Below are 12547 nucleotides of genomic sequence, written 5' to 3'. Positions count from 1 at the left end.
GAACCTCTTCGGAAGGCAAGCGCATGACCGACCTTCAAGCTAGCCTCATGGCCATTGGCGGCACGATCCTTGTCGGCGTTATCAGCTATAACAAATGGCAGGAGCACAAGGCAAAGAAAACCGTACAGCGTGCTTTTGCTTCCGAGCATGACGATGTGCTGATGCAGCCCGGCACCGCGGAAAAGAAGCCAGTTGCCGACCGCCACGAACCCACCCTGGCGCCGGAAGACATGATTTCCGGCAACGAAGCCGCACCGCCCGTTGCAACAGCAGTGGACGCCACCTTCACCGAAGGCGCTGTCGCACCCGAGGAAGCGGTGGAAGCGCCCGCACCCGCGGCCGCGGCCGTACAGAAGGAATTGCCCATCGATGAACTCATCGACTGCGCAATCGCGCTGGAACTGGCTTCGCCGCCGGTCAGCGGCGAGAAGATCCTGCCCAAGCTGCAGCCCCTGCGCCATGTGGGCAACAAGCCTGTGCAGTTCATCGGACAGCGCGAGGACGGCAACTGGGAACCGGTCACCAACGGCGTGACCTACTACGGACTGTTTGCGGGCGTGCAGCTGGCGAACCGCAGCAGCGCGCTCAATGAAATCGAATACTCTGAGCTGATCATGCGCCTGCGCCAGATCGCCGACGAGATCGATGCCGAACCCGACGTGCCCGACATGGGCGCGGTGATGGCGAGCGCCAAGTCGTTGCACCAGTTCGTCGCCGAATACGATGCCCAGCTCAGCGTCAATGTCCATGCGCGCAGTGCGCCTTGGGCCATCAACACTTTGCTCGGCGCGCTGGAGCGTCAGGGATTCGATCTGCGTCCGGACGGACGGCTGGTGATGCCCGACGGCGAAGGCGGCGTGCTGTTTTCGCTGTCGACCAATGTCACGCTCGCGGAAGAGACGACGTCGCGCCTGACCCTGCTGCTCGACGTGCCGCGCGTAACACCATCGCACGACGGCTTCGGTGCGATGATTGCATGCGCGCGCATGCTGGCATCCCGCCTAGACGGCGTCGTGGTTGACGACGGCAACCAGCCCTTGTCCGACACGGCTCTTGCCGAAATCGCCGAGCAGGTCAACGACTTCTACCGCCATATGGAGTCATCGAATGTGCCCGCGGGTTCGACCCGTGCCCTCCGCCTGTTCAGTTGACGATGCAGCCAGATATGTTCACCGAACCCTCCGCCGCCGAGTCGATGGCCGGCCGGCCGGAGGAAAGCCACTGGCAGGAGCGTGCCGCCTGGCTGAAGTCAGAGCTCAACCGGCATAGCCACGCCTATTACGTGCTCGACAATCCGACCATTCCGGACGCCGAATACGACAAGCTGTTCCGCGAGCTCGTTGAGCTGGAACAGGCGCATCCTGACCTGCTGACCTCGGATTCGCCGTCCCAGCGCGTGGGCGGCAAGCCCTTGCCCCAGTTCGAGCAGGTGCGGCACGCGATTCCGATGCTGTCGCTGAATAACGCCTTCGGCGAGGAAGACATCGTTTCCTTCGACCGCCGCGTCCGCGAAGGCCTGGGCCAGGCGGAAGAGGTCGTCTATTCGGCGGAGCTGAAATTCGACGGCCTGGCCATCAGCCTGCGTTACGAAAACGGCAGGCTGGTGCAGGCGGCCACCCGCGGTGACGGCACCACCGGGGAAAACGTCACTCCCAATATCCGCACGGTGCGCGCCATCCCGTTGCGCCTGCATACCGACAATCCGCCTGCTGTGCTCGATGTGCGCGGCGAGGTGCTGATGTTCAAGGCGGACTTTGCGCGGCTCAACGAGCGCCAGCGCGAGGCCGGGCAGAAGGAATTCGCCAATCCCCGCAATGCGGCTGCGGGCAGTCTGCGCCAGCTCGACTCCAGGATTACCGCCCAGCGCACGCTGCGCTTCTTCGCCTACGGCATCGGCGTCCTGGAAGGCGCGGAAATGCCGCATTCCCATTCCGCCTTGCTGGACTGGTATGCATCGCTCGGCCTGCCCGTATGCCGCGAGCGAGCGGTCGCCGAAGGCGCGAGCGGCTTGCTGAAATTCTTCCATGAGATCGGCGAAAAGCGGCGCGGGCTGGCCTATGACATCGACGGCGTGGTCTACAAGGTGGACCGGCTCGAGCAGCAGCAGAAGCTCGGTTTCGTTTCCCGGGCACCGCGTTTTGCGATTGCCCACAAGTTCCCGGCCGAAGAGGCGATGACGGTGGTGCAGGACATCGGCGTCCAGGTTGGCCGTACCGGCGCCATTACGCCGGTGGCGCGGCTGGCTTCCGTCTTCGTCGGAGGCGTCAACGTGACGAACGCGACGCTGCACAACGAAGATGAAGTCAGGCGCAAGGACATCCAGATCGGCGATACCGTCATCGTGCGCCGTGCCGGCGACGTGATACCGGAAGTGGTTTCCTTCGTGCCCGAGCTGCGGCCGGCCGATGTGCGTCCCTTTGTCATGCCTTCGGCGTGCCCGGTGTGCGGTTCTCCCATCGTGCGTCCGGAAGAAGAGGCGGTGGCACGCTGTTCCGGCGGCTGGGTCAAGTGCCCGGCCCAGCGCAAGGGCGGCCTGCTGCATTTCGTTTCGCGGCGGGCGATGGATATCGAAGGTCTCGGCGACCAGCTGGTGGAACAGCTGGTGGACAAGCACATCATCACCACCGCCGCCGATCTGTACAAGCTCGGCCTGACTTCGCTGGCGGAGCTGGACCGCATGGCGGAAAAGTCTGCGAAGAACGTGCTCAACGCGCTGGAAAAATCCAAGTCCACGACACTTGCGCGCTTCATTTATGCACTGGGCATCCGGCATGTGGGCGAGGCGACCGCGAAAGAGCTCGCACGGCATTTCGGCAAGCTGGACGGCTTCCTTGAGGCCAGCGAAGAGCAGCTCCTTGAGGTGGCCGATATCGGCCCGGTGGTGGCGCGTTCCATCACCAGCTTCCTGGCGGACCCGCTCAATCGGGAATTGATCGAACAGCTGCGCGCCGCAGGCATCCATTGGCCGGAAAGCGAACCGGCTGCGATAGCGCCCAAGCCGATGGCAGGCAAGACCTTCGTGCTGACCGGCACCTTGCCCAACCTGACGCGCGACGAGGCGGCTGCAAAGATCGAGGCTGCCGGCGGCAAGGTGGCTGGCTCGGTGTCCAAGAAAACCAGCTATGTCGTTGCAGGCGAAGAAGCCGGCAGCAAGCTTGTCAAGGCGCAGGAACTTGGGGTGCCGATTCTCGACGAAGCCGCGCTGTTGGCCTTGTTGGACGAAACATAGGATCGAGGAGCAGAACATGGCTGTCAGAGACATTCTGAAAATGGGCGATCCGCGCCTGCTGCGGCAGGCGGAGCCGGTGCGGGAATTCGGCACGCCGGAACTGAACGCGCTGATCGAAGACATGTTCGATACGATGCGCGCGGCCAACGGCGCCGGTCTTGCCGCGCCCCAGATCGGCGTCAACCTGCAGGTGGTGATCTTCGGTTTCAAGCAGAATCCGCGCTATCCCGATGCACCGCCGGTGCCCGAGACGGTCCTGATCAATCCGGTCATCACGCCGCTGTCCGATGACATGGAGGACGGCTGGGAAGGATGCCTGTCGGTGCCCGGCCTGCGGGGTGTGGTGCCGCGCTGGAGGCGGCTGCATTACGAAGGCGTCGACCAGTTCGGCAACGCGATCAGCCGTGACGCCGAGGATTTCCATGCGCGCGTGGTGCAGCATGAGTGCGATCACCTGACCGGCACGCTATATCCGATGCGCATCAAGGATTTCAGCCAGTTCGGCTTTACCGAGATCCTGTTTCCGCAGCTCGATGCTGCAAGCGACGACTGATGCGTAGTATTGAAGGAATGCGAATGCACTCCGGGCGCCTGATATCACGAATCTCCGTTACGCGCCGATCCAAATGACAACGCCGCCTTCCATACTCATCGTCTACGCCCATCCCGCCAGCCATCTTTCCCATATCAACAAGCGGATGCTGGAGCATGTCAGGGACCTGCACAATGTCCGCGTGCACGATCTTTACCAGACCTATCCCGACTTCTATATCGACGTCGCCCGAGAGCAGGCGCTGCTTGAGGAAAGCGACCTGATCGTCCTGCAGCATCCGGTCCAGTGGTACAGCATGCCCGGCCTGCTGAAGGAGTGGATCGATGTCGTGTTCGAGCATGGATGGGCTTACGGGCGCGAAGGCCGTGCCTTGCGCGGCAAGGACATCTGGCTCGTGGCGTCCACCGGCAGTCCGGCCGGCGCCTATCAGCCCGGAGGTTCCCACCGCCGCCATTTCAGCGATTTCCTTCCGCCCTACGAGCAGACCGCGCACCTGTGCGGCATGCGCTGGCTGCCGCCGCTCATCGTGCACGGATTGCGCAAGGAGGAGGCAACCGAAGTCGAGCCGTTGGCGGCGGAATACCGCAACCGGCTGATCGAATATCCGTCCTGGTCTCGGACCATCTTGACACGCGCGGACGAAGACCCCATCACACCCGAACTTCAGCCGGAAGATCCTCATGACGAATGACCTGCTGCCCAATGCGCTGATCTACCTGTCGGCGGCGGTCGTCGCCGTTCCGATCGCCAAGAAGCTCGGCCTGGGTTCGGTGCTGGGCTACCTGATGGCCGGCGTAGCAATCGGCCCCTGGGGTCTGCGCCTCATCAGCGGCGTCGAGGATATCCTGCATTTCTCGGAATTCGGCGTCGTGCTGCTGCTGTTCCTGATCGGGCTCGAACTCGAGCCGCGCCGGCTCTGGTCGCTGCGCCGCTCCATTTTCGGCTGGGGCAGTGCGCAGGTGGGTTTCGTGTCCCTCGGGCTGTTCCTTGCCGGACTTGCCCTGGGCATCGACTGGAAAACCGCGCTGATCGGCTCGCTCGGCCTGTCGCTGTCGTCGACCGCCATCGCGCTGGCCACGCTGGGAGAGCGTCACCTGATGGCGACGGCGGCGGGCTCCGCCGGCTTTGCCATTCTGCTGTTCCAAGATATTGCCGCGATTCCGATGATTGCCATCGTTCCCATGCTGGGCGGCACCGTCGCCGACAGCGATGCCAACGGCTGGATGACCGCGCTCAAGGTGATCGCGGTGCTGGCCGTGCTGGTGTTCGCCGGGCGTTATCTGATGCGTCCGCTTTTTCGATTGATTACCAAGAGCGGAATCCGTGAAATCTTCACTGCTTTTGCGCTTCTGCTGGTGATTGCCATCGGATTGCTGATGCAGTCGGTCGGCATGTCGATGGCCTTGGGCACTTTCCTGGCCGGCGTGCTGCTCGCCGACTCCGAATACCGGCATGCATTGGAAACCGATCTGGAGCCGTTCAAGGGCTTGCTGCTCGGGCTGTTTTTCATCGCGGTCGGCATGTCGATCGACTTCGGCGTGCTGGTGCGCGAGCCGCTGCTGGTGCTGGGACTGGTAGCCGGTTTCCTGGCGATCAAGGCCGTTATTCTGTACCTCCTGGGCAAGCGCTTCGGCATCCTGCCGGGCCAGCAGCCTTTCTTTGCCATCCTGCTGTCGCAGGGCGGCGAATTTGCCTTCGTCATCTTCGCTGCGGCCGCTGCCGCGCGGGTGTTTTCGGAGGAGGTTGCAGCGACGCTGCTGGTTGTCGTGGCGCTGTCCATGGTCACCACGCCGCTGCTGCTGGTCCTGCACGACAAGCTGATCGCGCCATACTTTGCCGGCGACAGGACGCGGTCCGACGATGCCATCGACGGCGAAATGCAGCCGGTCATCATTGCCGGTTTCGGCAGGTTCGGGCAGATCATCGGCCGCCTGTTGGTTGCGAACCGTATCGGCGTCACGGTGCTCGACCACGATCCGGACCAGATCGACCTGCTGCGCCGGTTCGGCCTGAAGGTGTACTACGGCGACGCGACCCGCATCGACCTGCTGCGCGCGGCAGGTGCGCAAAAGGCGAGGGCGCTGATCGTTGCGCTCGACGCTGTGGAAGACAGCATCAGGCTGGTTGACGCGGTGAGGCATGAATTTCCCGACCTGCCCATCCTGGCTCGCGCGCGCAACGTCACCCATTATTACGACCTGATGGACAGGGGTGTTACCGTCATCGAACGTGAAACGTTCGAGGCGGCGCTGCAACTTGGACGGCGCACCCTTGAAACGCTAGGCTTCAACGCGTTCCAGGCCCGGCAGGCGGCAATGAAATTCCGGGCCCATAACCTCAGGACGCTGCACAACGTCTATCCGTACTACAAGGACCAGGAGCAGATGGTTTCGCTGGCGGTGCAGGCGCGCGAGGAACTGGAAGCGATGTTCGCGCGCGACGCCGAAATCACGGTGGAAAAGCATAGCCGCGACTGGGGGCGGGAAGGCCAGTCCCCGATTGCCGCGATGGTGGATCAGAATCTTTCGTCGGAACCCAAATAGCGCCATTGGCCGGGGGGCAGGTCGCCAAGCATCACGCGGCCGATCCGCACCCGCTTGAGCCCCAATACTTTCAATCCCACGGCTTCGCACATGCGGCGTATCTGCCGCTTCTTGCCTTCGCGCAGCACAAAGCTGAGCTGGTCGTCATTCTGCCAGCGCACCTTGGCCGGCAGCAGCTTCTTGCCGTCGAGCGACAGGCCGTGGTTAAGCAGCTTGAGATCGGCATCGGGCAGGCGGCCGGGCTTGGAGTATTGCACCCGCACCAGGTACTCCTTCTCGATCGAGGTGTCCTCGCCGATCAGTTGCTTGGCGATGCGTCCGTCCTGGGTCAGCACCAGCAGGCCGACGGAATCGATATCCAGGCGGCCTGCAGGAACGAGGCTGCGCAGCTGGCTGGGATGGAACTGGATCGGTGCCTTGTCTTCCTTCCAGCGGGTTTCCGGGCCAACGAGAGTGACGGCGGGCTTGTAGCCGTCCTCGGCCTGGCCGCTCACATAGCCGACCGGCTTGTTGATCAGCACGGTGACGCGGCGCGCCTGCTGGGCGCTCGCCTGGCGCTCTACCGTGATGCGCTGGTTCGGCAGCACCTTGCTGCCGAGTTCGGACACGATCTTGCCGTCCACGCGGACCCAGCCGCGTTCTATCCATTCATCGGCTTCACGGCGCGAGCAAAGTCCCAGTTCGGACATGCGTTTGGAAAGGCGGACAGGTTCGGTCATCGGAAATGCAATACAAAAGAGTGAATGGCTATATGCGCAGCGCGTCGAGCAGGTCGCGCTCGAGCTGAATCTGGCTGCGCGCGTTGTTGAGCACGGGACCGTCGACCAGAAACACGTCTTCGACCCGTTCGCCGAGCGTCATGATCTTGGCCGTATGCAGATTGATCCGATACTTGGCGAGCACATTGGCGATGGAATACAGCAGGCCGTTGCGGTCATTGGCCGACACCGACAGCAGGTAGTACTGGCCCCGCTCGTCGGGGCGCAGGTCCACCGTCGGGGTGATCGGGAAGGTGCGCGACAGGCGTGACAGGCGGCCGACGGTAGGCGGCGGCAGTTCAGCGCGGGCCTGCAGGAGTTCGGTCAGTTCGTGTTCGATCAGGCTGATGATGTCGCGGTAGCTGTTGGCAAATGCAGGCTCGGTGACCAGGAAGGTATCGAGCGCATAGCCGTTGCGGGTGGTATGGATCTTCGCATCCAGGATGCTGAAATTCTTGCGGTCGAAGTAGCTGCAGATGCGGGCAAACAGGTCCGGCTGGTCCTTGACGTAGACGGCGACCTGCACGCCTTCGCCGATGGGCGCAAGGCGGCATTTGACGACGGGCGTGGCGCTGTCGGTCTTGTTGTACAGCGAGCGCGTCTGCCAGGCGATGTCGGCGGCGTCATGCCGCAGGAAATAGCCGACGTCCAGCTGTTTCCACAGGCGTTCGTGGGCGTTTTCAGGCAGGCCGTAGAGGCGCAGCGTCTTCAGCGCCGCATCCTGGCGGTTCTTGAGTTCGTGTTCCGTGGAAGGATCCTCGCCGCCGAGCACGCGCAGGGTCATCCGGTACAAATCTTCCAGCAGCTTGCCTTTCCATGCATTCCAGACCTTGGGACTGGTGCCGCGGATGTCGGCCACCGTCAGCAGATAGAGAGCCGTCAGGTGGCGTTCATCCTTGACCACGCCGGCGAAGTTGCGGATCACGTCGGGGTCCGACAAGTCCTGCTTCTGGGCGACCTGCGACATCGACAGGTGATGTTCCACCAGGAAGACCACGAGTTCGGTGTCTTCCCTCGACAAGCCGTGATCGCGGCAGAACTTGCGGGCGTCGGCCATGCCGAGCTGCGAATGGTCGCCGCCGCGGCCCTTGGCGATATCGTGGAAGAGGGCGGCGATGTACAGCAGCCACGGCTGGGCGAAATTCGCCATCAGCTGGCTGCAGAACGGATATTCGTGGGCATGCTCCGTCATCGTGAAGCGCCGCACGTTGCGCACCACCATCAGGATATGCTGGTCTACGGTGTAGACATGGAACAGGTCATGCTGCATCTGCCCGATGATGCGCCTGAAATTGGGCAGGTAGCGGCCCAGGATGCTGGTCTGGTTCATGCCCCGCAGCGCGTGGGTGATGCCCTTGGGCGCCTGAATGATTTTCAGGAACAGCGCCCGGTTCGCAGGATCGCGGCGGAACTCGCTGTCGATGCGGAAGCGTGCATGCCAGAGCGCGCGCAGGGTGCGTGCGGTCATGCCTTGCAGTTCCGAATGCTGGGCGAGCAGCAGGAACACTTCCAGCATTGCCGACGGAGTGACTTCAAAGGTGTCGTCCTGTGCGATATCGATCAGGCCGTTGACTGCATTGAAGCGTTCGTTGATCGGCTGGGCATTCGCCGGCTGGGGAAACAGCTGGGCTTCGATGTTCTGCAGCAGGATGGTGTTGAGCTGCGTGACCGCCTTGGCCGCCCAGTAGTAATGCTGCATCAGGTATTCGCTGGCACGCCGGGTCTCGGTGGTCTGGAAGCCGAAGGTTTCGGCGATCGGCGTCTGCACGTCGAATACCAGCCGGTCTTCGCGCCGCCCGGTATGGATATGCAGCCGGATCCGGATGTCCTTGAAGGCGCGTTCCTTCTGCGTCAGCTGGCGAGCTTCGGTTTGCGTGATCAGGCCGCGTTCGGCGAGCTTGCGCCAGGAATCGCCCAGGCCGGCCGCCTTGGCGACCCAGAGGATGACCTGCAGATCGCGCAGGCCGCCCGGGCTTTCCTTGCAGTTCGGCTCGAGGCTGTACGGCGTGTCTTCATATTTCACATGCCGCTGCCGCATTTCCAGGGTCTTTGCCTGAAAGAAGGCCTGAGGATTCATTGCGGCATTGAATCGATCCTGCAGGAAGTGGAAGAGCTTGCGGTTTCCGGTCACCAGGCGCGCTTCGAGCAGACTGGTCTGCACGGTGATGTCGGCTTCGGATTCCGTCAGGCATTCGTCGATGGTGCGTATGCTGTGGCCAATCTCGAGACCGATATCCCAGAACAGCTGGACCAGTTCTTCCAGCTTTTCCCGCAGCGCAGGATCGGGCGCCGATTCCAGCAGGACCAGGACATCCACGTCGGAATGAGGGAAAAGCTCCCCGCGCCCGTACCCGCCGACGGCAACCAGCGCCGCGCTGGAAGGAAGGGCGATCGTGTTCCATGCGCGGATCAGCGCGGCATCGACATCCTGGCGCAGGCAGGCCAGCAGCTTCTCGGGCTTGCGGTGTTCGTTGAACGCCGCCATCGCCGCCTGCCGTTCGGTCTTCAGCTGCTCCTTGAGCGCCAGTGCGAGAGAAACCATGCTCAGGCCGTGACTGTGCTGGACGCACCCGCTCCTGTAATGAAGGCCGGCGGCGGCGGCATGCCGGCGGAAACCGTCAGCACTTCATAGCCCGTTTCGGTGACGAGCACCGTGTGTTCCCATTGCGCCGACAGGCTGCGGTCCTTGGTTTTGATGGTCCAGCCGTCGCCCATCTCGCGGATATCGCGCTTGCCGGCATTGATCATCGGCTCGACCGTAAAGATCATGCCCGGAACCAGCTTGTCCAGCGTTCCCGGCCGGCCGTAATGCAGTACCTGCGGCTCTTCGTGGAAGACCTTGCCGATGCCGTGGCCGCAAAATTCCCGGACCACGCTGTAACCGGCCTTTTCCGCATACTGCTGGATGACATGGCCGATGTCGCCGAGATGCGCACCGGGCTTGATCTTAGAGATGCCCAGCCACATGCAGTCGTAGGTGATCTCGGCCAGCCGCTTGGCGAGGATGGAGGGTTCGCCGACGAAGAACATGCGGCTGGTATCGCCGTGATACCCGTCCTTGATGACGGTGATGTCGATGTTGACGACGTCGCCGCTCTTGAGCACCTTGTCGCCGGGAATGCCGTGGCAGACGACGTCGTTGACCGAGGTGCAGATGGACTTGGGAAACGGCGTGTAGCCGGGAGGGCAATAATTCAGCGGAGCGGGGACGCAGCCTTGCACATTTGTCATGTAATCATGGCAAAGGCGGTCCAGTTCACCGGTGGTGATCCCGGGCTTGACATGCGGCGCAATGAAATCAAGCACTTCGGCGGCGAGTCGGCCAGCGATGCGCATGCCCTTGATATCTTCTTCGGTTTTGATCGTAATGGAGCCCATAGCTAGCCAGACTGCGCAAAAGCGCAAACAATTGATGATGGTCGATGCGAAATTATAGACGAGCCGACAAAGCTTCGCCGGAATCCGGCTGCAGAGCAGCTTGAATAGTTCGGGAAAATTGGGGTAGAATCTCGGGTTAGCTTGATTTGTGTACGAGCTGACCTTCGACTTTTTGGAAATCGCGAATCCGGTCGCAAAGGGTGCTTCACTGGCCGTCATCCGTATTTACCCGGATGCGGCTCATGAAGTCACTGGCCGGATTCCAGACCTAACCCTGGAGAAATTCTCATGTCCGTTACTATGCGCGAAATGCTGGAAGCAGGTGTCCATTTCGGTCACCAGACCCGCTTCTGGAACCCCAAGATGGCTCCCTATATCTTCGGCCATCGCAACAAGATTCATATCGTCAACCTGGAAAAGACCCTGGGCATGTACCAGGAGGCGATGAAGTACATTCGCCAGTTGGCCTCCAACCGCGGCACCATCCTGTTCGTCGGCACCAAGCGCCAGGCTCGCGACATCCTCGCGGCTGAGGCCCAGCGCGCAGGCATGCCTTACGTCGACCAGCGCTGGCTCGGCGGCATGCTGACCAACTTCAAGACCATCAAGACCTCCCTCAAGCGCCTGAAGGACATGGAAGCCACAATCGAAGACGGTTCCATCGAAAAGCTGAGCAAGAAGGAAGCGCTGATGTTCTCCCGCGAGATGGAAAAGCTGCAGAAGTCCATCGGCGGCATCAAGGAAATGGGCGGCATTCCTGACGCTATCTTCGTGATCGACGTCGGCTACCACAAGGGCGCCATCACCGAGGCTGCAAAGCTCGGCATCCCCGTCATCGGCGTGGTCGATACCAACCATTCCCCGGAAGGCGTTACCTACGTCATCCCGGGCAACGATGACTCTTCCAAGGCAATCGCGCTGTACGCACGCGGCGTTGCTGACGCGATCCTCGAAGGCCGTGCCAACGCAACCAACGAAGTGCTGGAAGCCGTCAAGGGTGGCAGCGACGAATTCGTTGAGGTCAACGAGCAGGCATAAGCCCTGCGCCTGATGTGTCGGGCAATCCAAAAGGGGGCAACTGTCGTTCGCCCCTTTTTTGTACCCGTGCTGAACGTATTGTGATTGAACGCGTCGCATAGACGCTTATTGAATTGAGGAGAATGACATGGCGGCAATTACCGCAGCGATGGTAGGCGAACTGCGCGCGAAAACCGACGCGCCGATGATGGAGTGCAAGAAGGCACTGACCGAAGCAGAAGGCGATCTGGCACGCGCGGAAGAAATCCTGCGCGTGAAGCTGGGCAGCAAGGCTTCCAAGGCGGCTTCCCGTATCACTGCGGAAGGCGTGGTCACGGCATTTATCTCCGGCGGCGTCGGCGCGCTGGTTGAAGTCAACTGCGAAACCGACTTCGTCACCAAGAACGACGATTTCATCGCCCTGGCCAATACCGCGGCGAAGCTGGTTGCAGAAAAGAACCCCGCCGACGTCGCGGCCCTGTCCGCTCTGCCGGTCGACGGCAAGACTCTGGATGAAGTGCGCGCAGCGCTGGTCGGTAAGATCGGCGAAAACATGTCGTTCCGCCGCTTCAAGCGTTACGAAACGGGTTCCAAGCTGGTTTCCTATCTGCACGGCACCCGCATCGGCGTCATCGTTGAATTCGACGGCGCGGACGAGCAGGTCGGCAAGGACGTCGCCATGCACATCGCGGCGATGAAGCCTGTGGCGCTGTCGTCGAAAGACGTGCCCGCGGACCTGATCGAAAAGGAGCGTTCGATCGCGACGCAAAAGGCTGCCGAATCCGGCAAGCCTGCTGATATCGTTGCCAAGATGGTCGAAGGCACGGTTCAGAAGTACCTGAAAGAGGTATCGCTGTTCGACCAGCCGTTCGTCAAGAACGACAAGCAGACCGTCGAGCAGATGCTGAAAGCGTCGAATGCGTCGGTCAAGTCCTTCACCATGTTCGTCGTCGGCGAAGGCATTGAAAAGAAGCAGGACGATTTCGCAGCCGAAGTCGCCGCACAGGTTGCTGCGGCGAAGCAAGCCTAAGCAGCAGCGCAATAAAAAACGGGCCGAAAGGCCCGTTTT

At 61.8% G+C, this 12547-nt stretch carries 10 protein-coding genes; 7 read left to right on the top strand and 3 right to left on the bottom strand.

Features of this window, described 5'->3' with window-relative positions; translation table 11 throughout:
- The first annotated feature begins 23 nt into the window (after nucleotides 1-23).
- The 5 genes from IGW03_RS04805 to kefC all read left to right on the top strand — a co-directional run bounded on the left by IGW03_RS04805 (nucleotide 24) and on the right by kefC (nucleotide 6325).
- Entirely contained in the window at nucleotides 24-1151 is a 1128-nt protein-coding gene (locus IGW03_RS04805; protein ID WP_194721389.1) for a cell division protein ZipA C-terminal FtsZ-binding domain-containing protein, read from the top strand.
- 2 nt (nucleotides 1152-1153) lie between these two features.
- Nucleotides 1154-3229, top strand: a complete 2076-nt coding sequence (gene ligA, locus IGW03_RS04800) for an NAD-dependent DNA ligase LigA (protein WP_194721388.1) — start codon at nucleotides 1154-1156, stop codon at nucleotides 3227-3229.
- Nucleotides 3230-3245: 16 nt separating this feature from the next.
- Nucleotides 3246-3782, top strand: coding sequence for a peptide deformylase (gene def / locus IGW03_RS04795; protein WP_194721387.1), 537 nt, complete (start codon nucleotides 3246-3248; stop codon nucleotides 3780-3782).
- 73 nt (nucleotides 3783-3855) lie between these two features.
- Nucleotides 3856-4473 (top strand): glutathione-regulated potassium-efflux system oxidoreductase KefF, encoded by a 618-nt coding sequence (gene kefF / locus IGW03_RS04790; RefSeq protein ID WP_194721386.1) that lies wholly within the window; start codon nucleotides 3856-3858, stop codon nucleotides 4471-4473.
- Nucleotides 4463-6325 (top strand): glutathione-regulated potassium-efflux system protein KefC, encoded by a 1863-nt coding sequence (kefC, locus tag IGW03_RS04785; protein ID WP_194721385.1) that lies wholly within the window; start codon nucleotides 4463-4465, stop codon nucleotides 6323-6325. Before kefF ends, kefC begins: the two co-directional genes overlap by 11 nt.
- On the opposite strand, the gene IGW03_RS04780 is transcribed toward kefC, so the two are convergent.
- Genes IGW03_RS04780 through map form a run of 3 tightly spaced genes read right to left on the bottom strand, consistent with a single transcriptional unit; the run spans nucleotide 6298 to nucleotide 10461 of the window.
- Nucleotides 6298-7044, bottom strand: a complete 747-nt coding sequence (locus IGW03_RS04780) for a pseudouridine synthase (protein ID WP_194721384.1) — start codon at nucleotides 7042-7044, stop codon at nucleotides 6298-6300. The genes kefC and IGW03_RS04780 overlap by 28 nt on opposite strands.
- Nucleotides 7045-7072: 28 nt before the next feature.
- Complete coding sequence (locus IGW03_RS04775) at nucleotides 7073-9625, bottom strand: [protein-PII] uridylyltransferase (protein ID WP_194721383.1); 2553 nt, start codon at nucleotides 9623-9625, stop codon at nucleotides 7073-7075.
- 2 nt (nucleotides 9626-9627) lie between these two features.
- Nucleotides 9628-10461 carry a type I methionyl aminopeptidase gene (gene map / locus IGW03_RS04770; RefSeq protein ID WP_194721382.1) on the bottom strand — a complete coding sequence of 278 codons (834 nt, stop codon included), beginning with the start codon at nucleotides 10459-10461 and terminating at the stop codon, nucleotides 9628-9630.
- Nucleotides 10462-10749: 288 nt separating this feature from the next.
- Between map and rpsB the strand changes: the two genes are divergently transcribed.
- Together rpsB and tsf are read left to right on the top strand one after the other, a co-directional pair.
- Nucleotides 10750-11499: a 30S ribosomal protein S2 gene (gene rpsB / locus IGW03_RS04765; protein ID WP_194721381.1), complete on the top strand. Its 750-nt coding sequence runs from the start codon at nucleotides 10750-10752 to the stop codon at nucleotides 11497-11499.
- Nucleotides 11500-11626: 127 nt separating this feature from the next.
- Nucleotides 11627-12508: a translation elongation factor Ts gene (gene tsf / locus IGW03_RS04760; protein WP_194721380.1), complete on the top strand. Its 882-nt coding sequence runs from the start codon at nucleotides 11627-11629 to the stop codon at nucleotides 12506-12508.
- The last annotated feature ends 39 nt before the right edge of the window (nucleotides 12509-12547 follow it).

The organism is Noviherbaspirillum malthae (genome assembly GCF_015352985.1).
Lineage (GTDB): Bacteria > Pseudomonadota > Gammaproteobacteria > Burkholderiales > Burkholderiaceae_D > Noviherbaspirillum > Noviherbaspirillum malthae.
The sequence above is the reverse complement of the archived record's forward strand: the minus strand, read 5'-3'. Positions and strand labels throughout refer to the sequence as shown.

Coding starts and splice junctions, on each gene's coding strand:
- IGW03_RS04805 (WP_194721389.1), top strand. CDS start 24: ATGACCGACCTTCAAGCTAGCCTCATGGCCATTGGCGGCACGATCCTT.
- ligA (WP_194721388.1), top strand. CDS start 1,154: ATGCAGCCAGATATGTTCACCGAACCCTCCGCCGCCGAGTCGATGGCC.
- def (WP_194721387.1), top strand. CDS start 3,246: ATGGCTGTCAGAGACATTCTGAAAATGGGCGATCCGCGCCTGCTGCGG.
- kefF (WP_194721386.1), top strand. CDS start 3,856: ATGACAACGCCGCCTTCCATACTCATCGTCTACGCCCATCCCGCCAGC.
- kefC (WP_194721385.1), top strand. CDS start 4,463: ATGACGAATGACCTGCTGCCCAATGCGCTGATCTACCTGTCGGCGGCG.
- IGW03_RS04780 (WP_194721384.1), bottom strand. CDS start 7,044: ATGACCGAACCTGTCCGCCTTTCCAAACGCATGTCCGAACTGGGACTT.
- IGW03_RS04775 (WP_194721383.1), bottom strand. CDS start 9,625: ATGGTTTCTCTCGCACTGGCGCTCAAGGAGCAGCTGAAGACCGAACGG.
- map (WP_194721382.1), bottom strand. CDS start 10,461: ATGGGCTCCATTACGATCAAAACCGAAGAAGATATCAAGGGCATGCGC.
- rpsB (WP_194721381.1), top strand. CDS start 10,750: ATGTCCGTTACTATGCGCGAAATGCTGGAAGCAGGTGTCCATTTCGGT.
- tsf (WP_194721380.1), top strand. CDS start 11,627: ATGGCGGCAATTACCGCAGCGATGGTAGGCGAACTGCGCGCGAAAACC.